This is a genomic window from Desulfosoma sp. (assembly GCA_037481875.1).
Lineage (GTDB): Bacteria > Desulfobacterota > Syntrophobacteria > Syntrophobacterales > DSM-9756 > Desulfosoma.
In genome coordinates this window covers 168,611-188,120 of the sequence record JBBFKY010000005.1, presented here as the reverse complement: position 1 = coordinate 188,120, position 19,510 = coordinate 168,611, and the positions used below count along the sequence as shown (strand labels likewise).

Annotated in this window: 19 protein-coding genes; 11 read left to right on the top strand and 8 right to left on the bottom strand. The window is 52.8% G+C overall.

The window, feature by feature from the left end:
- Together ahbC and WHS46_09100 are read right to left on the bottom strand one after the other, a co-directional pair.
- Positions 1-1,191, bottom strand: coding sequence for a 12,18-didecarboxysiroheme deacetylase (gene ahbC / locus WHS46_09105; protein ID MEJ5348831.1), 1,191 nt, complete (start codon positions 1,189-1,191; stop codon positions 1-3).
- A complete protein-coding gene (locus WHS46_09100) occupies positions 1,188-2,981 on the bottom strand; it encodes an AAA family ATPase (protein ID MEJ5348830.1) in 1,794 nt (597 codons plus the stop codon). Before WHS46_09100 ends, ahbC begins: the two co-directional genes overlap by 4 nt.
- 201 nt (positions 2,982-3,182) lie before the next feature.
- Here WHS46_09100 and WHS46_09095 point away from each other — a divergent pair, with 201 nt between their 5' ends.
- Genes WHS46_09095 through WHS46_09085 form a run of 3 tightly spaced genes read left to right on the top strand, consistent with a single transcriptional unit; the run spans position 3,183 to position 5,117 of the window.
- Positions 3,183-3,605 carry a PilZ domain-containing protein gene (locus WHS46_09095; protein MEJ5348829.1) on the top strand — a complete coding sequence of 141 codons (423 nt, stop codon included), beginning with the start codon at positions 3,183-3,185 and terminating at the stop codon, positions 3,603-3,605.
- 52 nt (positions 3,606-3,657) lie between these two features.
- Positions 3,658-4,176, top strand: coding sequence for a hypothetical protein (locus tag WHS46_09090; protein MEJ5348828.1), 519 nt, complete (start codon positions 3,658-3,660; stop codon positions 4,174-4,176).
- Positions 4,173-5,117, top strand: a complete 945-nt coding sequence (locus WHS46_09085) for an AAA family ATPase (GenBank protein ID MEJ5348827.1) — start codon at positions 4,173-4,175, stop codon at positions 5,115-5,117. Before WHS46_09090 ends, WHS46_09085 begins: the two co-directional genes overlap by 4 nt.
- A gap of 22 nt (positions 5,118-5,139) precedes the next feature.
- On the opposite strand, the gene WHS46_09080 is transcribed toward WHS46_09085, so the two are convergent.
- Positions 5,140-5,265 (bottom strand): hypothetical protein, encoded by a 126-nt coding sequence (locus WHS46_09080; protein MEJ5348826.1) that lies wholly within the window; start codon positions 5,263-5,265, stop codon positions 5,140-5,142.
- 229 nt (positions 5,266-5,494) lie between these two features.
- Here WHS46_09080 and leuS point away from each other — a divergent pair, with 229 nt between their 5' ends.
- The 3 genes from leuS to holA are packed head-to-tail and all read left to right on the top strand — an operon-like array spanning position 5,495 to position 9,578.
- The gene (gene leuS, locus WHS46_09075; GenBank protein MEJ5348825.1) at positions 5,495-7,984 is read left to right on the top strand and encodes a leucine--tRNA ligase; all 2,490 of its coding nucleotides are present in this window, start codon (positions 5,495-5,497) and stop codon (positions 7,982-7,984) included.
- A gap of 25 nt (positions 7,985-8,009) precedes the next feature.
- A complete protein-coding gene (locus WHS46_09070) occupies positions 8,010-8,528 on the top strand; it encodes an LptE family protein (GenBank protein MEJ5348824.1) in 519 nt (172 codons plus the stop codon).
- Between the two features lie 6 nt (positions 8,529-8,534).
- A complete protein-coding gene (holA, locus tag WHS46_09065) occupies positions 8,535-9,578 on the top strand; it encodes a DNA polymerase III subunit delta (protein ID MEJ5348823.1) in 1,044 nt (347 codons plus the stop codon).
- Between the two features lie 57 nt (positions 9,579-9,635).
- Here holA and rpsT read toward each other — a convergent pair whose 3' ends face one another.
- Both rpsT and greA read right to left on the bottom strand, forming a co-directional pair.
- Positions 9,636-9,914 carry a 30S ribosomal protein S20 gene (gene rpsT, locus WHS46_09060; protein ID MEJ5348822.1) on the bottom strand — a complete coding sequence of 93 codons (279 nt, stop codon included), beginning with the start codon at positions 9,912-9,914 and terminating at the stop codon, positions 9,636-9,638.
- A 118-nt stretch (positions 9,915-10,032) separates the two neighbouring features.
- Complete coding sequence (gene greA / locus WHS46_09055) at positions 10,033-10,503, bottom strand: transcription elongation factor GreA (protein MEJ5348821.1); 471 nt, start codon at positions 10,501-10,503, stop codon at positions 10,033-10,035.
- A gap of 291 nt (positions 10,504-10,794) precedes the next feature.
- On the opposite strand from greA, the gene WHS46_09050 reads away from it, so the two are divergent.
- Genes WHS46_09050 through WHS46_09040 form a run of 3 tightly spaced genes read left to right on the top strand, consistent with a single transcriptional unit; the run spans position 10,795 to position 14,486 of the window.
- Positions 10,795-11,727: an aspartate carbamoyltransferase catalytic subunit gene (locus WHS46_09050; protein ID MEJ5348820.1), complete on the top strand. Its 933-nt coding sequence runs from the start codon at positions 10,795-10,797 to the stop codon at positions 11,725-11,727.
- 38 nt (positions 11,728-11,765) lie between these two features.
- The gene (locus WHS46_09045) at positions 11,766-13,052 is read left to right on the top strand and encodes a dihydroorotase (GenBank protein MEJ5348819.1); all 1,287 of its coding nucleotides are present in this window, start codon (positions 11,766-11,768) and stop codon (positions 13,050-13,052) included.
- Between the two features lie 15 nt (positions 13,053-13,067).
- Positions 13,068-14,486 carry a sigma-54 dependent transcriptional regulator gene (locus WHS46_09040; GenBank protein ID MEJ5348818.1) on the top strand — a complete coding sequence of 473 codons (1,419 nt, stop codon included), beginning with the start codon at positions 13,068-13,070 and terminating at the stop codon, positions 14,484-14,486.
- 77 nt (positions 14,487-14,563) lie between these two features.
- Here WHS46_09040 and WHS46_09035 read toward each other — a convergent pair whose 3' ends face one another.
- On the bottom strand, positions 14,564-15,505 hold the full coding sequence (locus tag WHS46_09035; protein MEJ5348817.1) for an AEC family transporter: 942 nt from the start codon (positions 15,503-15,505) through the stop codon (positions 14,564-14,566).
- Between the two features lie 131 nt (positions 15,506-15,636).
- Here WHS46_09035 and WHS46_09030 point away from each other — a divergent pair, with 131 nt between their 5' ends.
- Positions 15,637-16,035, top strand: a complete 399-nt coding sequence (locus WHS46_09030; protein MEJ5348816.1) for a hypothetical protein — start codon at positions 15,637-15,639, stop codon at positions 16,033-16,035.
- 368 nt (positions 16,036-16,403) lie between these two features.
- Here the strand turns inward: WHS46_09030 and WHS46_09025 are convergent, their stop codons facing one another.
- Positions 16,404-17,255, bottom strand: a complete 852-nt coding sequence (locus WHS46_09025; protein ID MEJ5348815.1) for an inositol monophosphatase family protein — start codon at positions 17,253-17,255, stop codon at positions 16,404-16,406.
- Positions 17,256-17,334: 79 nt separating this feature from the next.
- On the opposite strand from WHS46_09025, the gene WHS46_09020 reads away from it, so the two are divergent.
- Positions 17,335-18,189, top strand: coding sequence for an amidohydrolase family protein (locus tag WHS46_09020; GenBank protein MEJ5348814.1), 855 nt, complete (start codon positions 17,335-17,337; stop codon positions 18,187-18,189).
- 198 nt (positions 18,190-18,387) lie between these two features.
- Here WHS46_09020 and WHS46_09015 read toward each other — a convergent pair whose 3' ends face one another.
- Entirely contained in the window at positions 18,388-19,401 is a 1,014-nt protein-coding gene (locus tag WHS46_09015) for an RNA polymerase factor sigma-32 (GenBank protein MEJ5348813.1), read from the bottom strand.
- Positions 19,402-19,510: the final 109 nt, after the last annotated feature.

Below are 19,510 nucleotides of genomic sequence, written 5' to 3'. Positions count from 1 at the left end.
TCAGCCGGCTTGGAAGCCGATCTCTTCGTCCGTCAGGTAACAGGCGGGGTCAGGGGCCCAAAGATCCCCAGTCGCCGCTTCCGCGCGTACGCGAAAATTACCCCCACATACCGACAACCAGCGGCATTGAGCGCATCGGCCTTTCACGTAGGTTTTCTTGTCCTTCAAGCGAGCCATGAGGGGATTGGAAAGATCGGTCCAGATGGCGCTGAAGGGTCGTTGCCGAACATTGCCGAAGGAATAATGCCTCCAAAACTGGTCCGCATGCACCTGACCATCCCAACTCACACAGCCGATTCCTCGCCCGGAATTGTTGCCTTCATTCATTTCCAGAAGTTTGAGAACATCCGGTGCTCGAGGAGACCCTTCTCGAAGCAGGCGCAGGTAGACGTAGGGACCGTCGGCGTGGTTGTCCACCGTGAGCACTTCCTTGGGTTTTCCGCGTCGATGCAGATCCGCTGTACGATCGATGATAAGATCCACGGCACGCCGCGTTTCTTCATGAGTGAGATCTTCTTCCATGAGCTTGGAGCCTCGACCGGCATACACCAAATGATAAAAGCAGACCCTCGGAATATCTTGGGATTCCAACAGATCAAAGATAGCCGGGATTTCGGCGGCGTTCCGTCGATTCATGGTGAAGCGTAACCCCACCTTGATGCCGGCTTCCCGGCAGGCGGCAATCCCTTCCATCGCCCTTTGAAACGCCCCTTTGACCCCTCGAAACCGATCATTGACCGATTCCATGCCGTCCAGACTGATGCCTACGTACGAAAGCCCTATGTGTCTCAGTTCCTGAGCGATGCCGGGCGTGATCAAGGTGCCGTTGGTGGAAACAACGGCACGCATACCTTTCTCTACGGCATAAGCGGCCAGTTCCACGAGATCCGGCCTCATGAGAGGTTCTCCACCTGAAAACAGAACCACGGGGCACCCAAAGGCGGCCAAATCGTCCAGAAGAAGTTTCCCTTCAGCCGTGGTCAGTTCATCGGGAAAATGGCGATCCAGAGCCTGAGCGTAGCAGTGAACGCATTTGAGATTGCATCGACGGGTCATGTTCCAGACCACGACAGGCTTTTTGTCCTGGGAAAACTGTAAAAGATGCGAAGGGAGTTCTCCGCTGCGGCGACCGTAGCGCAAGGCGTCCGAAGGTTCCACGGTGCCGCAGTACAGCTTGGAAATACCGATCATGAGGTCGATCCTTTCTGCGATGAGGCCTTTTCCTCAGGGAGAGGGTGCTTGCGGTAGGTGTCCCGAATGAGTTCATCCAGGTAGGCTTCCGGAGCATCCACGGCACCCTTGGGGAGAATGAATTGAATCTGACCGCTTCTTTCGGCGACCAGTCGAAAGGCATAGTCGTAATCCCGCGAAATTTCCCGACACACAGCCGTGGCTGTCTTATCCTCCGTCAAGGCCTTGATCATAATGGCGGTCATAGCCTGATCGTCGAAATGGATTTTAAAACCCTGATGGTCGTGAAATTCTTCTTCAAAAACCTTGATCTGGTTATACATGGTGATCATGGCGTCAAAGAGCCCTTCGATGGGTTCTCCGGTTTTCACATGCTGATCCACCAAGAGTTCCAACCGTCCCGGCGTAAAGACGAAGGGATAGTTGTGGACGTAATGTTTCTTTTTCTTGAGGACCTGTTGATGAACGGCTTCTTTTTCCTCTCGCACCATCCGTTCATAAAGCTCACGCTGCTGGGGCGAATCCGGATCCTTAAGAATGGCTTCCAAAGCTTCCTGGGGATGCAGGACCAGGTCCTTGGTCACCACCAAATGGCGAATGGAGGTGGACGGCAAGCGTTTCTCAAATCCCAACAAGATCCGCTCGATGACACTCACCAGCCCTCTTGCTCCCGTTCTTTCCTGGTAAGCCATTTCCGCCAAGGTCCACAGAGCCTCGTCCTGGAATTTAAGATCGATCCCGTAGCAGCGAAAATCCTCTTTTTTCCCTTGAATGATCGGACTGTTTGGATTCTTCAGGATTTGATACAAATCTTCCACTTCCAAAGGTTCCAAAACAGCGATCACGGGAAGACGCCCCACGAACTCACTTTCAAATCCATATTCGATGAGGTCTTCCGCTTTGACGTGCTGAAGGAACTTGTGGTCGTCTGTGCGACTGTGAACGGCGGCGCGAAATCCCACACCTTGCTGTTGCAGGCGTTTTTTGACGATTTCGGCCAAACCGTTAAAAGCGCCACTGACGATAAAGAGAATGTTTTTGGTGTTGATGGTTTGCTTGTCCCTTTTGCCGGTTCTTCGGTATTGTTCGATGGCCTGCAGTTGGGAGATGGGATCATGAGGAACCCGTAGATCCACTTCGGTCTCTTCCATGGGCTTTAACAAGGCTCGCTGAACACCGGTTCGCGACACATCAGGTCCGATAAGCTGTGAAGAGGAAGCGATCTTATCGATTTCGTCAATGTAAATGATTCCGTACTGGGCCAGTTCCAGATCATCATCGGCGGCACGCACCAGGTCTCGCACCAAGTCTTCCACATCTCCGCCCACATAGCCTGTTTCGCTGAACTTGGTGGCATCTCCCTTGACGAAAGGAACACCGATCTTCTGAGCAATCAGCTTGATAAGATAGGTTTTCCCCACTCCGGTGGGGCCCATCAGGATAATGTTGTTCTTAATGCGCCCGATGGGATCGGCGTTTCGATGTCCCCGTTCCAAGCGCCACTTGATACGGTTGTAATGCGTGCAGATCTTGGTCGCCAAAATGGCCTTGGCCTGCTCCTGCTTGACCACGTATTGGTCGAGGTAGGCTTCCAGCTCTTCGGGTTTCATGTCAAACTGAATCTGACGCACCTTTTCCGACGAAGACTTTTTGGATTCGCCTGCTTTGGGGTGGGCAACCATCATGGGGGAAATGACCCTGATCTGGCGTCCGTATTTCTTGGAAAGGAATTCGCTGAGCTCCCTTTCCAGTTCTTCTTGATCCGGAAATTTTTGGCACTGATCACTCATGGGGCACCTAGCCTTTCGGTTTGTCCGCTGAATGCGTCTTTCAATGACGCCCTTTGACTATAAGGCGCTCCATTCGCTTTTTCAAGGAAGGCTGAGGATGCATCGGTTTCAAAAGTATTTAAGGTCAGCCGTCAAGATGCCGAATACTAAAATGGTTGAAACAGATCAAGGCACGCCGTCATGGGCATGGAGGAAACATCGATGACGAACAAAGACAATCTTCTGGAAGAACTCAAGGACTTAGAGGAAACGTTGGAACTGACCGGTGTTTTTGAGGAACAGACGGTGGTTCGAAAAACCTTTCGTGTTCCCGTCAACGAACAAACACCGGTCAGCTTGTTCATCCAAGGCGTTTCTTTCCGTGTAGCCAATATCAGTGAAGGCGGTGTGGGATTTTTGGCGGATTCCGGAAACTTGGCCCAGATCGGTCAGGGATTGGACTCCGTGGAATTGCGGTTCGGCGATAGGCATCTTCAGGCTTACGGAACCGTTCGACATGTGACCCCCCTTGAAGGTTCAGGATTCTTGTACGGTCTTTCTCTCGAACTGAAAAATGACGCGGATAGGGATTTCATGGTGGATTTCGTGCAAAAAGCCCGCGAACGGTTTTTCGAGCAGAATTGAGGCACATGCCTCTGAAGGCAGAGCCCCCTAAAGCCGTCAAAGGTGCATGAACATGGGAGAATTGTTTTGGGGCTTTGAAAAGCTGGGTTGGACAGGAGGATCTCCGGTGGCGCCGTCTCGTAAGGAGGAACCGATGGACATTATGGGGGCCTTGCTCCGTGGGGAAGAGCCCAAGGTCACCACAGAAGAAAACGACATCCTTGAACGGTTGGCTTTTTACTTAAGGCGCTTGGAACACCGAAACGCCTCAGCCGGGCATGATGACCGCAAAGGGACTTTGACTCGGCCCAAAGATGCTCAGCCGAAAAAGAAGGTTACCTATTATCTTACCAAGCTGATCATTCAACACTTGGAGAAAGCGCAACATATCTTGTTGGACGCTCCATCGGATGAATCCAAACCGAGGATTTCCAAATCCGTGATCGTTGAGACGGCTTTACGAACAGCACTTCAGGAACTGGACGCCAAGGGGCCCAAGAGTCGATTGTTTCAAATGGTTCACGAGGTGTGCCGAAAACCCAAAGAAACCGTACAGGTTTCCAGGAAGTCATCAGGAGAAGAGGTCCCATGATTATCGTGTGTCCCAGCTGCAATCGGCAGCACAAGGTGGATGAGACTCGCCTTTCTGAAAAGGTGAAGGCCGCAAAATGTGTCTTTTGCGGTCATCGGTTTCCCTTACCGAGACCTTCCGATGGGGAACAGGAAGGGGCAAAGGCGCCGCAGCCTCAACAGGCGGCTCAGGAGGCGCGATGGCCCAAGCGTCGCATTGCCGTCTCTTTAAGCAAAGGGGGTGTGGGCAAAACGACCACGGCGGTCAATCTTGCCGCGGGATTAGCCATGGCTGGTTTTAAAGTGCTTTTGGTGGATACCGACACGCAAGGGCAGGCGTCCTACATGCTCGGAGTGAAGCCAAAAGCGGGTCTCACGGAACTCATGACCGGTGAGGTTATCCCCGAGGAATGCCTGGTCCAGGCTCGAGAGCGCTTGTGGCTTCTGGCCGGAGGGCGTTCTTTGGCAGGGGTGAAACGCCTCATTGCACGCAAAGACTTTCGCGGGGAAATGACCCTCACCGAGGCCCTCACGCCCATTGAGGACCGCTTTGATTACGTGATTGTGGATACTTCGCCGGGATGGGATGTGTTGACCATCAACGTGCTGTTTTATGTCAAGGAAGTCTTGATTCCGGTAAGTCTGGAAGTGATGGCCATTCAAGGTCTTTTGGAATTCAGTCGAAGCCTGGCCTCCGTCCAGAACTATCACAAAGATCTTGCACTCAAATACGTGGTACCCACCTTCCTGGACAAGCGTGTCAAGCAATCGGAAGAAATCCTCGAGCAGCTGAGCGCCCATTACAACAGCCGGATGTGTGCCCCTATTCGTTACAACGTGCGGCTGTCCGAAGCGCCCGGGTATGGCAAGACCATTTACGAATATGCGCCGGGATCTCCTGGAGCCAGGGACTATCGCGACTTGGTTCGCCGGGTGGCTGGAGATGAGACCCTTTTGAGTTGAGCGGGATTGGGGTGTCGAGGTTTTATGCCGTTCCCTGCGCCTTGACACCTTCCCGATGCGGCTCATAGCGGAGTTTTTTCACCAAAAATTTGGCCTTCCACATCTCTTCTTTCCCTTTCAAATTCTCTTCTCCAATCATTTCTTGCATGCTTTCTACTTTCCTGATCCACTGTCGGGAAAGGCCTTGCCATTCCCGGGTGAAATAAGCCGTGGAGGGGTTCAAAGGCTTTGGCCGGACCCTTGCGGTGTTTCCACCGTACTCCTGTTGGTATGCACCGTTGCGATTCAAGGGCGCCTGTGCTACAAGGCAAGCGCTTTTGACCGTTGCATTCGCCTACCGGCTTCAGCCGGTCAAACCACACGTGAGGAACGGTGACATGGACAGCCGATACGATCCTAAAAACATCGAGAAAAAATGGCAGGATTTCTGGGAAAAGGAACAGCTCTTTCGAGCTTTTGAAGATCCCGGCAAGAAGAAATTTTACCTTTTGGAAATGTTTCCCTATCCTTCAGGCCGTATTCATATGGGCCATGTGCGCAATTATTCCATTGGGGATGTGGTGGCCAGGTTCCTTTCCATGCGAGGCTACAATGTTCTGCATCCTATGGGATGGGACGCTTTTGGCATGCCCGCCGAAAATGCGGCCATCAAAGCGAAAACCCATCCGGCCAAGTGGACCTATGAAAACATCGAGTACATGCGAAGCCAGCTTAAACAGTTGGGTTTTTCTTACGACTGGTCCCGAGAATTCGCCACCTGCGATCCGTCCTATTATCGGTGGGAGCAGTTGTTTTTTATCAAGATGTTTGAGAGGGGACTGGCTTACAAGAAGAAATCCTATGTCAACTGGTGCAACACCTGCCAGACGGTTTTGGCCAATGAACAGGTGGAAGACGGCGCGTGCTGGCGTTGTGACCAGCCTGTGGTTCAGAAGGAAATGGAGCAATGGTTTTTTAAGATCACGGACTATGTGGAAGAGCTTCTGGAATGGTTGGACAAGCTTCCTGGCTGGCCGGAGCGGGTGTTGACCATGCAGCGGAACTGGATCGGTAAAAGCTACGGCAGCACCATTCGATTTCCTTTAGCGTCGGGTCAAGGTTTTATCGAAGTTTTTACGACCCGAGCCGATACGCTGTTTGGAGCCACCTTTATGAGCTTGGCTCCGGAACACCCCATGGTGGCGGAACTGTGCCGAGGGCATGACGAGGAACAGGCCGTTTTGGCTTTTGTGGAAAAAGCGAAACAGGCCAAACGGGGTGACCGTACGGTAGGGCTTTTGGAAAAGGAAGGTATATTCACGGGTTCTTATTGTATCAATCCTATGACCCAAGAGCGTATGCCCATCTTTGTGGCCAATTTCGTGGTCATGGAATACGGCACGGGTGCCGTTATGGCCGTTCCGGCACATGATCAGAGGGACTTTGAGTTCGCTCGAAAATACGGATTACCCATCAAAGTGGTCATCAAAGAAAGCGAGGCGGCTTCCGAGCCTGCTGCAGAAGATCTGACTCATGCCTTTGAAGAGGACGGCATTCTTATTAATTCCGGCCCTTATTCAGGCATGTCCTCCCAACAAGCCCGCGAAGCCATCACTCGGGATCTGGAAGCCAAAGGACAAGGCAGTTTGACCGTGCAATATCGGCTTCGGGATTGGGGCATTTCTCGACAACGTTACTGGGGGGCTCCTATTCCCATCGTTTACTGTGATCGTTGCGGAACGGTCCCGGTCAAGGAAGAAGATCTTCCCGTGATTCTCCCTTTGGATTTGGAAATGCCGGAAAACGGCGCTTCGCCGCTCCCTTCCAGTGACGCCTTTGTCAAGACCACGTGCCCTCGATGCGGCGGTCCGGGAAAGAGGGAAACGGATACCATGGACACCTTTGTGGAATCTTCCTGGTATTTCGCAAGGTTCGCCTGCGCCGACCACAACGAAGGACCGTTGGACGATCGCCGCGTGCGTTACTGGATGCCGGTAGATCAATACATCGGCGGCATTGAACACGCGGTGTTGCATCTGCTCTATTCCCGGTTTTTTACCAAAGTCCTTCGGGACATGGGGTTTCTGCACGTGGACGAACCCTTCACGAACTTGCTCACGCAAGGCATGGTGATTAAAGACGGTGCCAAGATGAGCAAGTCCAAGGGGAACGTGGTGGATCCCGACGATATGATTCGCACTTACGGAGCGGATACGGTCCGGCTGTTTTGCTTGTTTGCGGCTCCGCCGGAAAAGGAGCTGGAATGGAGCGACCAGGGAGTGGAAGGGGCCTACCGTTTTCTAGGGCGTGTGTGGCGACTGGTCTCAGAAAACCTGGATGAACTCAAAGCCGTGCGCCCTTATGATGGAAGCGAACCCCTGACACAGGAACTTCAAAGTCTTCATCGCAAAACCCATCAGACGATCAAGAAAGTCACCGAAGATATCGAGCAGCGATTCCATTTCAACACGGCTATTGCCGCCATCATGGAACTGGTCAATGAGATCTACGGGTGCCTGGACAAAGCCAGGCAAGATTCCGCGTGCTGGCCTGTTCTTCGGGAAGCCGTTGAATCGGTTATTCTGATGCTTTCTCCCATGGCTCCCCATATCGCTGAAGAACTCTGGACCCAACTGGGCATGCCTGCCAGCGTCGCCAAGGTGTCTTGGCCTTCCTACAGAGAAGAGGCCTTGACGGCGGATACCGTTCTCGTGGTGATTCAGGTGAACGGTAAATTACGAAGCCGGCTCATGGTTCCAGCGGACATTTCCGAGGAAGCTTTAAAAGAAGCTGCTCTGAAAGACTCTAAGATTCAGAGTTTTCTAGGAGGCAAGCCGGTGCGGAAAGTCGTTGTGGTGCCGAAGAAACTGGTCAACATCGTGATGTAAACCATCCCAGGTAAAAGAGACGCTCATGGGCCGGTATCTGCACAGCCTTTTTGCCTTCAGCCTGATGCTATGGTGCGGCGCGTGTGGTTACCGGTTCGCAGGGGACGGGGCCCAACTGGATGCACGTCTGCAAACGGTGGCGGTTCCCGTCTTTGAAAACCTGACGGCTGAACCTGGAATCGAAGCGGTTTTTACGGGAGCTTTACGTCGAGAGTTTCTCATGAAAAGCCGACTTCGTCTGGTGCCTGAATCCGAAGCGGACGTGGTCTTTATCGGTCAGATTCGACGTCTTTCAACCACCGAGGTGGGCCATAGCAAGGCTCAAAACACAGTCCTCACGCGCCTGACCGTGATCCTGGATGTGCGCAGTGTGGATCGAAAAACAGGAACCATTCTCTGGCAAGACCGTGCCTTGACCTACTTTGAGGACTATGCTCACGATCCGGAAGCCATCGTAGGTTTTCAAAATCGTCAGGAAGCCCTTCAAAGGGCGGCCCTGGAAATAGCTACCCGCGTTTTTGATCGGTTCATGAGCCGATTTTAGCCCACCATGGACAGCCGGCTTTTCTTCAAACAGCTTCGAGAGGCTCCTCTGCGCAACATTTATCTTTTTCGTGGTGATGACCCGTCCTTGTTGGACAAGGCATGGGAAGCCTTGGTTGAGGCCGTCAGGGCCCGGGAGGGTTCCCCGATTCAGGGGGAACAGATGGATGCCAAGGAAACCTCCGTGCATGAAGTGCTCAGTCGAGCCCGTACAGTACCCATGTTCGCTTCCCGGCGTGTGCTTCGGGTGCGCGATGTGGACCTATGGCCCAAAGAGCAGCGGGATCTTCTGGAACGTTTCGTGGTATACCCAAGCCCAAGAAGCCATGTGGTCTTGACCTTGGGAAGCAAAAAAAGCTGGAAGAACTTGGAAAAGGCCGTGGCAGCTCATGGGGCCATCGTGGATTTTCAGCCCATGCAAGAACGCCAGCTTCCTGTTTGGGTTCGAGAAAAGGCGGCGGCTCAAGGAAAAGCCATGACACCCTCGGCGGCCTTCCTGCTCGTGGAAGCTGTGGGCACAGATCTTCATGCTTTGGAAACTGAGATCGAAAAGCTGTGTCTTTACGTAGGAGATGCCGCCACCATCACGGCGGAAGACGTGGAGGCCGCCTGTAGCCGAGTACGATCCGAGCATGTTTTCAAGCTCATGGACCATGTGGTGGAAGGTCGATCCAAGGCAGCCCTTGAAACCCTTCGTCAACTGCTCCTCAAGGGGGATGCCCCCCTGGCCCTTTTGGCGCTCCTGGCACGCCATGTTCGTCTTTTGTGGCAAGTCAAGGATGGACTTGATCGAGGAGAAACGGTGGGGAGCCTAGCACAAAAGATGCGCCTTCCTCCCTTTGCGGTGGAAAAGACCGCTCGCCATGCGCACCTCTTTTCGGAAGATGCCCTTCTTCAACTGCATGCGGCCATAATCGCCATAGACCTTTCCTTGAAAACCACAACCCTTGATCCGGCTAGAGCCTTGGAAGGTCTTCTCTATCGCATGGCGACTTTGAAGGCACAAAAGAAGGAGGTCCTTCCCGCGGGACCTCCTTCAGAATTTTCGTAGGGGCGATAACGGGCCTCGACCCTTGCAAATTCGACTCTGAAAGAGCCTGAGGTGGTTTCAGGCGCTCTGGGCAGCCTTAAGCATGTTGACTTTCTTGGCCAGTCTGGAAATTTTACGCGAAGCCGTGTTGCGATGAATGGTTCCTTTGGCGGCGGTTTTTGCAATGATCGACGTGGCTTCTCGAAGGTGCTCCATAGCTGCATCCACTGCGTTGGTGCGAATGGCTTCTTCCAGCTTCCTGATAGCCGTCTTCATGCGGCTTTTCCGCGCTCGATTGCGCATGCGGCGCGCTTCACTCTGTTTGGCTCTCTTCAGGGCTGATTTGTGATTGGCCAAGACCTTTCCTCCTTCCGTTTTTCACCGTCATCATATGGAAAAAGTGTTCTAGGTTTCTCTTTCGGGAGCCTTGTCTTTTACCCGTGTAAAGGTTTTCTGTCAAGACGCTTTGCGTTTTTTAGGAACGCACTTCCACAATTTCCAACTGACGAACGCCCTTTGGAGTCCTCACCGAAACCGTGTCGCCTTCTTCTTTGCCGATCAAGGCCTTGCCCAGGGGCGAACTGACCGACAGTGTTCCTGCTTGAATGTCCGCTTCGTAAGGTCCCACAAGCCTATAGGTAAGCTCTTCCCCGCTGTCCAGGTCCTCCAGCACTACGGTCAGCCCGAACATGACTTTCCCGCCGTCGGCACCGTTAGTTTCAACGATTTCCGAATGAGCCAGTTTTTCCTGAATATCGGCGATGCGTCCTTCGATCAGGGCCTGTTTTTCCTTGGCAGCTTCATACTCGGCGTTCTCGGAAAGATCCCCATGTCCTCGAGCTTCTTCAATAGCCTTGATCACTTTGGGGCGTTCTTCCTTTTGGAGCCGTTGGAGTTCCTGTCTCAGTCTTTCATAGCCTTCCCTTGTGATTGGAACCCTTTCCATGTCCTGCCTCCAGGTTCAAGGATGTCCCCGTCAAAGCCGTGTCTTGTAAACGCAAAAACGCTCCCCGCCGCCCTTCGCCGTCGGAAGGGCGCTGCAGAGGGCGTTTCCACAATCCAAAGCATGAAAAGATCGCACAGCCTTGAGGTACCGATTCCTTTATAGGGATGCGCTTCCGGTGTCAAGAGGTCCTGTGTTTTAGGCTCTGATTTTTTCCTCACTTTTCAGTCTGAAAAATGGTATTTTCACAAAAAACTATTTTGAGGTCTTAGGAAACACATTGAGGATGTGCCCATGGCCTTTTCGAGAAAAGACCTACTCGGCATGAGGGATCTGGAGGTGGATGAAATTGAAACCATTCTCGACACCGCCGAATCCCTTAAGGAAATCAACACACGGTCCATCAAGAAAGTCCCCACCCTTCGAGGCAAAACGGTTGTGCACCTGTTCTATGAACCCAGCACACGAACCCGCACCTCTTTTGACATCGCCGCCAAGAGGCTCAGCGCGGATACTTACAGCATTAGTACTTCCACCAGTTCCATGGTGAAGGGGGAGACCTTTCTGGACACGGTGAAGAACCTGGAAGCCATGCAGCCGGACGTTTTCATTATTCGGCATTCGGCTTCGGGGACTCCACATCGCATTGCTCAGCGTACCAAGGCTTCCGTGATCAATGCCGGAGACGGCATGCACGAACATCCGTCTCAGGCCCTTTTGGACATGCTGACCATTCGCCAGCACAAGGGTCGCCTGGACGGCTTGACGGTGCTCATTGTGGGGGATATCGCGCACAGCCGAGTGGCCCGGTCCAACATCTGGGGCCTGACCAAAATGGGGGCTCGTGTTGTGGTATGCGGCCCACCGACGCTTCTGCCTTCGCATCTCGAACATCTGCCGGTAACGGTTTCCCTGCGTCTGGAGCCGGTGATTCCAGAGGCGGATGTGATTATGGTTCTAAGGCTTCAAAAGGAGAGGCAGGGTCAGGGGTTGCTGCCTTCTTTGCGGGAATACGCCGCCTATTATGGCATCGATTCCAAAAAACTGGCGCACGCCAAGCCTGATGTGCTCATCATGCACCCGGGGCCCATGAATCGCGGTGTGGAAATAAGCCCGGAAGTGGCCGACGGCCCCCATGCCGTCATTTTGGATCAGGTGAGCAACGGTGTGGCGGTGCGCATGGCGCTGCTTTACCTCTTGGTGCAAAGAGACGAATCGGCCGACTGAATGGGTTTCATGACCCGATGACGACAAGGGAGGGAGCTGTGGAGATCGTCCTGCGTGGCGGTCGTATTCTGGATCCGCAAAGGCGAATCGATAGAATCGGGGACCTCATTATACGGAATGGGGTAATTCATGAGCTGGTGTGGGAACCTCATGCCGTGTCGCCGTCTTCCCAAACCCGCGTGATCGATGTGACCGGAAAATGGGTGGTCCCGGCGTGGGTGGATATGCATGTGCACCTCAGGGAACCCGGCGAAGAGTACAAAGAGACCATCATGACGGGAACCGCCGCCGCTGTGGCCGGAGGATTCGGAGCTGTGGCCTGCATGCCCAATACAAAACCGGTCAACGATTGTGCGGCGGTGACTTCTTTCATAACACGTCGAGCCTTCGAACAAGGGCATTGCCATGTTTACCCTGTAGCCGCCATCAGCAAAGGTCTTAAAGGTGAAGAACTGGCCGAATTTGGAGAACTTCGTGAAGCGGGTGCGGTGGCTGTTTCTGATGATGGACGTCCCGTGATGAACGCGGCTCTTATGCGAAGAGCCCTGGAATACGCCAAAGCCTTTGACTTGCTGGTGATCACGCATGCCGAAGAGACGGCCCTGTCCCAAGGGGGCCACATGCATGAAGGCGTTATGTCGACTCGATTGGGGCTTCAGGGTATTCCCGCGGCTGCGGAAGCCGTCATGATCGCCCGTGATGTGCTTTTAGCCGAGCTCACCGGTGGCCGCCTTCATGTGGCTCATGTGAGCACCGAAGCTTCGGTGTGGATTCTCCGTGAAGCAAAACGCCGAGGCATTCCTGTGACCTGTGAAACGGCTCCCCATTATTTCACCCTTACCGACGAATTCGTGGAAGGTTTTGACACGGTTTACAAGGTCAACCCTCCGTTGCGGACTCGCCGAGACGTGGAAGCCATCAAGGAAGCCCTTGCGGACGGCACCATCGATGTCATCGCCACCGACCATGCACCGCACAGCCTTTTGGAAAAAGACACGGAATTTCAGGATGCTGCCAATGGCATGATCGGCCTGGAATCCGCCCTTCCTTTGGTGCTGAACCTTATTGAAGAAGGGGTCGGCGATCCCCTGGATATTTTGGCCAAGGTCACATGGAATCCTTCGAAAATTTTGGGCATCCCTTTTGGAAGCCTTCGAAAGGGTGCGCCGGCCCATATAACCATTATTGACCCGAATGCGGAACACGTGATCGATCCCGAAACCTTTCAATCCAAAGGGCGTAACTGTCCGTTTCGAGGATGGTCCGTCAAAGGGAGGGCCGTCATGACCCTGGTGAATGGCCTCGTGCGTTATCCTTTTCCTTAAGGAGCGTACATTCGCATGTCCTACCATGCCGACGGACGCCGAATCCTCGTGGTGGATGATGAAAGGAGCATGCGTGAATTTCTGGAGATCATGCTCCAGAAAGAAGGCTATGTGGTGCACTGTGCGGCCAGCGGCACGGAAGCCCTGAAGATTCTCAAAGAACAGCGCTTTGATTTGGTCATCACCGATATTCGCATGAAACCCGTAGACGGTCTGGAAGTTCTCAGGGAATGTAAACAACTGTCTCCTTCCACGGTGGTGATTATGATTTCGGCCTATGCCAGTACCGAAACGGCCGTGGCCGCCATGCGTGAAGGGGCCTACGACTATTTGCCCAAACCCTTCAAAATTGATGAGATGCGCCGGGTCATTCAAAACGCCTTGAAGACTCAGGGCCGAGAAGTGCCGCCCCATGCCCGCCAAGGCCCCTTGCATTTCGGCTGCATGATCGGCGAAAGCCCGGCCATGAAAAAGATCTATGAACTCATTGAACGTGTGGCAGCCACCACCAGCAATGTGTTGATTACCGGAGAAAGCGGTACAGGCAAGGAACTGGTGGCCAAAGCCATCCATAAAAGAAGCGCTCGAGCCGAAAAACCCTTTGTGGTGGTCAATTGCGCCGGCGTTCCGGAATCCCTTATCGAAAGCGAACTTTTCGGGTACCGCAAAGGAGCCTTTACGGGCGCCACCATGGACCGTAAAGGGCTGGTGGAAGCCGCTCAAGGCGGGACCCTTTTTTTGGATGAAATCGGGGAATTGTCTCCAAGCCTTCAGGTCAAGCTTTTACGCCTGGTTCAGGAAAAAACCATTCGTATGCTTGGAGATACCACCGATGTTCCCGTGGATGTGCGCATTATCTCTGCGACCAACAGAGATCTGGAGCAGATGGTGATCGAGCGTCAGTTCCGTGAAGATTTATATTTTCGATTGAACGTCATCCATCTAAGGATACCTCCCTTGAGGGAAAGGCAGGAAGATATTCCTCTTCTTGCAGACTATTTTCTGGCCAAATTTTCTAAAGCCTTCGGGAAGGATATTCAAAAAATTTCATCTTACGCCATGGATATTTTGAAACAGTACGATTTTCCGGGGAACGTTCGAGAACTGGAAAACATTATCGAACGCGGTGTGGCCTTGGAATCTTCGAGTATTATTCTCCCTGAAAGCTTGACCATCGCCACGTCTCGAAAAAAACGTCAGGAAGAATACCAACCAGGTTTGCCTGTTTTGCCTGAAAAGGGCCTAAATCTTCCCAAGTATCTTGAGGACCTGGAAAAAAGCCTGCTTTTACAGGCTCTGGAACGATGCGGAGGCTCCAAACAAAAGGCTGCACAGCTTCTCGGGCTGACCTTTCGTTCTTTTCGATATCGACTCGTTAAGCATGGCCTCTCTTCCGAAGAAGACGAAGACACCCTGGACCGAAAACCCTTCTGAAGCCTCACAAGGTCGAGTGCAGAGTTTCACCCTTCGGTGCACATTCATTTTAAGATCATCATGGTTTTGCGTGCTTTTCATCCATGAAAAGAAAGCAGCACGGCGTAGGTGCAGCCGGAGACCATAGTTAGAAGTGAGGTGGCTGCGGCGGCCAGTTCGGTGTCCCCGCCCAGTTCCGAGGCCATGATATAGGTGATGGTGGCGGGAGGGGCTGCTGTCAGAATGAGCACGGGGGTGTAGAAGGAGGAAGGAACGTGCCAGGAGCGCATGAGCCCATAGGTGATCAAAGGAAAAAGAAGGAGCTTCAAGGCACCGATGGCACTCATGGCGGGCAGCAGCTTTGTCAGCGATTTAAAGGAAAGAGAGGTGCCGATAAGTAACAAGGCGAGAGGCAGAGCCATACCGGAAAGGATTTTCAGGGATTGTGAAAGGGCCGGATGGAGTGAAAGGGAAAGGTAAGAAAAAAGTGTTCCGGCCGTTACCGAAACGATGATGGGATTGGAAACGATACGTTTAAGGGTTTCCATGGGATCGAAGCTTCCGATTCCGGACGGGCTTTGGTTTGTGGGTTTGTAGTAGGCAAAAACGCATACGGCGAGGAGATTTTGTGCCACAATGAGAAAGCTGCTCAAAATGGCGGTTTGCGCAAAGGCTTTTTCTCCCAAGGCATAGAAAGCGATGGCATAGGCCATATAACCCAGATTCCCATGGAAAGTGCTGTGCACAAAGGTCGCCTTAAAAGCATTGGGTCGGCCCATGGAATGGGCGATGGTAAAACCGGCGGTGGTCACAATGGCAAGTCCGGCCAACATGGATAGCACGGCGCCGGCGTGAAAGTTTTGCGAAAAGGAAGATCGGGCGACTTCGTGAAAGAGCATGGCGGGGACAGCCACGTAATACACCAGTCGATTGGCTGAGGCGATGAAAACATCTCCCACGAATCGGCGGTGCATGAGCACATAGCCCAAACCGATGATGGAAAACACAGGAAGGATATGGGTGACGAAAACCTTGAACATCCGCAGCCTCCGGTGCCTGAGAAGGGTTTCGAGTTTCCATACGGGAAAAGGCTTGACCTGCACACAACTCGGTTTTAATAGTCTCGGCACCTTGCGGGGTAAAGCCCAGAATGAAGATGGAGAGTGTTGCGATGGCCAAAGACGTGGATAAAGATGATTTGATGGAAGATTACGAAGACGACAGCCTGGATTTTGAAGGCGGCGCGGATCTGGATTTTGAGGACGAAGAGGAAGGGATCCTCATAGAAGACGAAGACGACATGATGCCGTCGGTGCTTCTCAAGGGGAGTCCCAAGCCCAAAACGGAGGAAGACTGGCGTGCTCGCCTTTTGGAAGCAAGCCGGGAAGGGGTTCCTGAATACAACATGTCTGAGTCGTACAAGGAAGGGGACCTGATCTGGCATCCTGTTTTCGGGCTAGGAGTCGTGAGCCATGTGCTCACCCCAAGAAAAATGGAAGTGGTTTATGAAACCAGCAAAAAACTTATGGCCATGAATGTGGTTCCTCCAACCACCTGGACCAAGGAGTAAGCAGCCGCCCTGGAATGGAGAAAAGCGAGCTTCACTGGTTTTCGTCTTCTCATTCCTGAACCCAAGGGGTCAGACCCGTGTTCCCGCCACAAAAAATGACTTGCAGGGGCGGACCTATGTGCCCGCCCTAAACCACTCCCAGACCATGGGCCTTCTGGACCTTTAGATCCAGCACGTAAGACGGCCTGTGGGGCGGATTTATGTGTCCGCCCTGAAATCATTCGTCCTTTGTTGGAATTAGGGGCGCACACATCGGTGCGCCCCTACAGGGATCCTTTGGTTCAGCTGGGCTATGGTCGAGCGGTTTGAGCCGCCGGCGCGTGGTTCTGTTGTGCTTCTCCGGTTATGGTTCCCGGGGTCAAAAAACCTCAGAGTATTGGGCCAAGAGCTTCTCGAAGGGGTTCGATTTTTTCCAGTAGAAAACGGTGAACAAGAGAAGATCCGGCCACGATGTGGCCGCTTTCCAGGTAAGCCGATCTTCCCCAAAAATCTGTAACCAATCCCTTGGTTTCTTGAATGAGGAGGGCTCCGGCAGCTATGTCCCAGGGTTTCAACCCGATTTCCCAAAACCCTTGCACGCGGCCGGCTGCGACGTAGGCAAGATCCAGGGCGGCGGATCCGGCCCTTCGAATACCGGTGACTTCAGCAAAGACTTCCTTAAAAACTTGAAGATACGGGTCCAAAAACTTTTTGGAACGGAAAGGAAACCCTGTGGCTAAAAGGGCCTCGTGCAAGGGTTTTTGAGGAATCGAAGGAAGAGGACGATCGTTACACCAGGCTCCGACACCCTGATGCACTTCAAAGAGTTCGCGTCGCAAAGGATCGAACACCCATCCCATAACCACGGTGCCCCGAACCGCCAGAGCAATGGAAATGGCAATCATGGGAAATCCATGAATGAAGTTGGTCGTGCCGTCCAAGGGATCCACGATCCAGACATGGGAAGGGGAATGGTTTTCCACAGCTCGTTCTTCAGACATCAAGGTGTGGTCTGGAAAAGAAGATCGAAGACGCTTTAGAATGAGCTCTTCACAGAATCGGTCCACTTCGGTGACGTAATCAGAAACCCCTTTGCTTTCCACCTGAAGGCCTTGGGATTCAAATTTTTCTCGTATATAGGAGCCGGCTTCAAAGATGGCCAATCGAGCGGTCGTACGTGCCTTATGGACTTCCTGGGGTGAGAGAACAGAGCTGGAAGGGTTTCTCCCGGAATCTTTCACAATTGCCTCCTTGCAAGGGTTTGCGTTAACTTGAAAACCTTCTGTAGCCTTCATGTCCTTAACACTGAAGGAGACAACGATGAAAATAGATTTTCACGTCCACAGTTTTCCTCCTGAAGTGGTCGCGGATCGAGAACGTTTTTTTGACGGAGAGCCTGCCTTTCGTGCTTTGTACGGCCATCCTAAAGCACGCTTGGTCGATACGCCTGCCGTGCTGGAAGCCATGGAGCAAAACGGTGTGGACGGCGCCGTGATTTTTGGGTTCCCGTGGAAGAATCGGGAAACGGCTCGACGCCATAACGACTACGTGCTGGAATCGGCGGCACAAAATTCACGACGGCTGATACCCCTGGCCTGCTTTGACGCTCTTTCTGACTGGGCTGTGAACGAGGCCTCCCGATGCCTGGAGGCCGGGGTTGCAGGTCTAGGAGAATTGGCAGTGTATGAGGCTTGTGACGAAAGACGGGCTTTGAAAGCCTATGAGGCGCTCATGACGTTGTGCCGTTCATTCGGACGTTTGATGCTTGTGCATGCCAACGAGCCCGTTGGCCACCTGTACCCGGGAAAGGCGCCTTTTGGCTTGGGCTTTTACTACCAGCTGGCTTCCATGTGTCGGGACGTGCCTCTGATTTTGGCCCATTGGGGAGGAGGCCTCTTTTTTTACGAACTGCTCAAAAAGGAAGCGCCGCAGATACTAGCCCATGTGTATTATGACACCGCTGCATCGCCCTTTCTTTATCGCAGCAGCGTGTATCGGCAGGCCCTTGACATTGTAGGTTGTGACCGAATCCTTTTTGGCAGCGACTATCCTTTGTTGCCCCCAAGCCGCTATGAAAAGGACATGGACGAGGCTGGGCTCATGCCTGAAGAAAAGACGGCGATTCTCGGCCAAAACGCGCTGCGTTTGGTGACCTTTGACGCCGCACTGCCTTGAAGTCTCATGAAGATCCTCAGCCTTTCCATCCGCTCACTAGGGAAGTCGGTAAGCCCTGTCACAAAAGCGAAGGGACCACGCACCGATGCACCCCTTCGGGCACAAAATGATAAACCTTTTCCTAAACCTTGTCCCCGCCGTGCCGACTGTTGGCTAAAAAGTCTACGGGCCTAGGGTTTCGGGCTCCCGCCTGCTTTTTCATGAGGCGTCGATGAGACTTTCTTGAAGAAGCTCCAAATCTTCGACTTCCTCTTCCAGGTAAGCTCTGAGTCTTTTCTTCAAGCGGCTTTCGATTTGTCGAATCCGTTCACGGCTGATACCAAATTGATCTCCGATTTCCTGCAAGGTCATGGGCTCATCGGCTAGAAGTCGATGATCGAAAATGACAGCCTCCTTGCCCTTAAGGCCTTCTCGAAATCGTTTCAGCTTTTCTTGGAGAATGGCTTTGGCTTCGGCATCGGCGAGCAGGTCGTCTGCGGGAATTTCTCGAGCCGGCAAAAAGGCCTTATGGGTGTCGGTGGAGTCATGATCCAGGGGTGCATCCAAGGAGATTTCGCCGCTTGCCAACCGCATGTCCATTTCGGTCACTTCAGATTCCTTCACATCCAAACGCTGGCTTAGCAGTTTGGGACTCGCTTCGATTCCTTGGGCTTCCAAACGTTCTTTTTCTTTGCGCAAATTGAAAAAGAGTTTCCTTTGAGCCTGGGTGGTCCCGATTTTGACCAGCTTCCAGTTGTCCATAATGAATTTGATGATGTAGGCCTTGATCCAGAAAGAGGCGTAATAAGAGAATTTATAGCCTCGGTACGGGTCGAATTTTTTGACCGCCTGCATGAGGCCGATGTTTCCTTCCTGAATGAGGTCCATGAGATTCTGCATCCAGTGGCGCTGAAAATCCATGGCGATCTTCACCACAAGTCGCAGATTGGATGTGACCAGTTTGTAGGCCGCTTCCAGATCGCCCTTTTCCTTGTATCGAATGGCCAATTGGGTTTCTTCTTCCCGGCTCAACAGAGGGTATCTCTTGATTTCTTCTAGATACGCTCGTAAAGGATCGTAGACCTGAGGCCAGTCAGTGCGAGGCGTGTCCGGAATCGTTTCATCCTGAAGAGAAAAATCCTCAGTTTCGAACAAGAGCTCTTCTTCCTGAATGCTCTCGGGCGGAAGGTCCTCGTCCAGCATTGGCGTTAAGGATTGTTTTTTCTTGACCATCTTTTGCGTCCGCCTCCCTTTTATGACGGCGTTTTTCCCGGCGCCATTTCGGTTTGCATGTTTGATGAGGAATCCTGTGTGCCGGTCGTCAAAACGCCACCCACTCCTT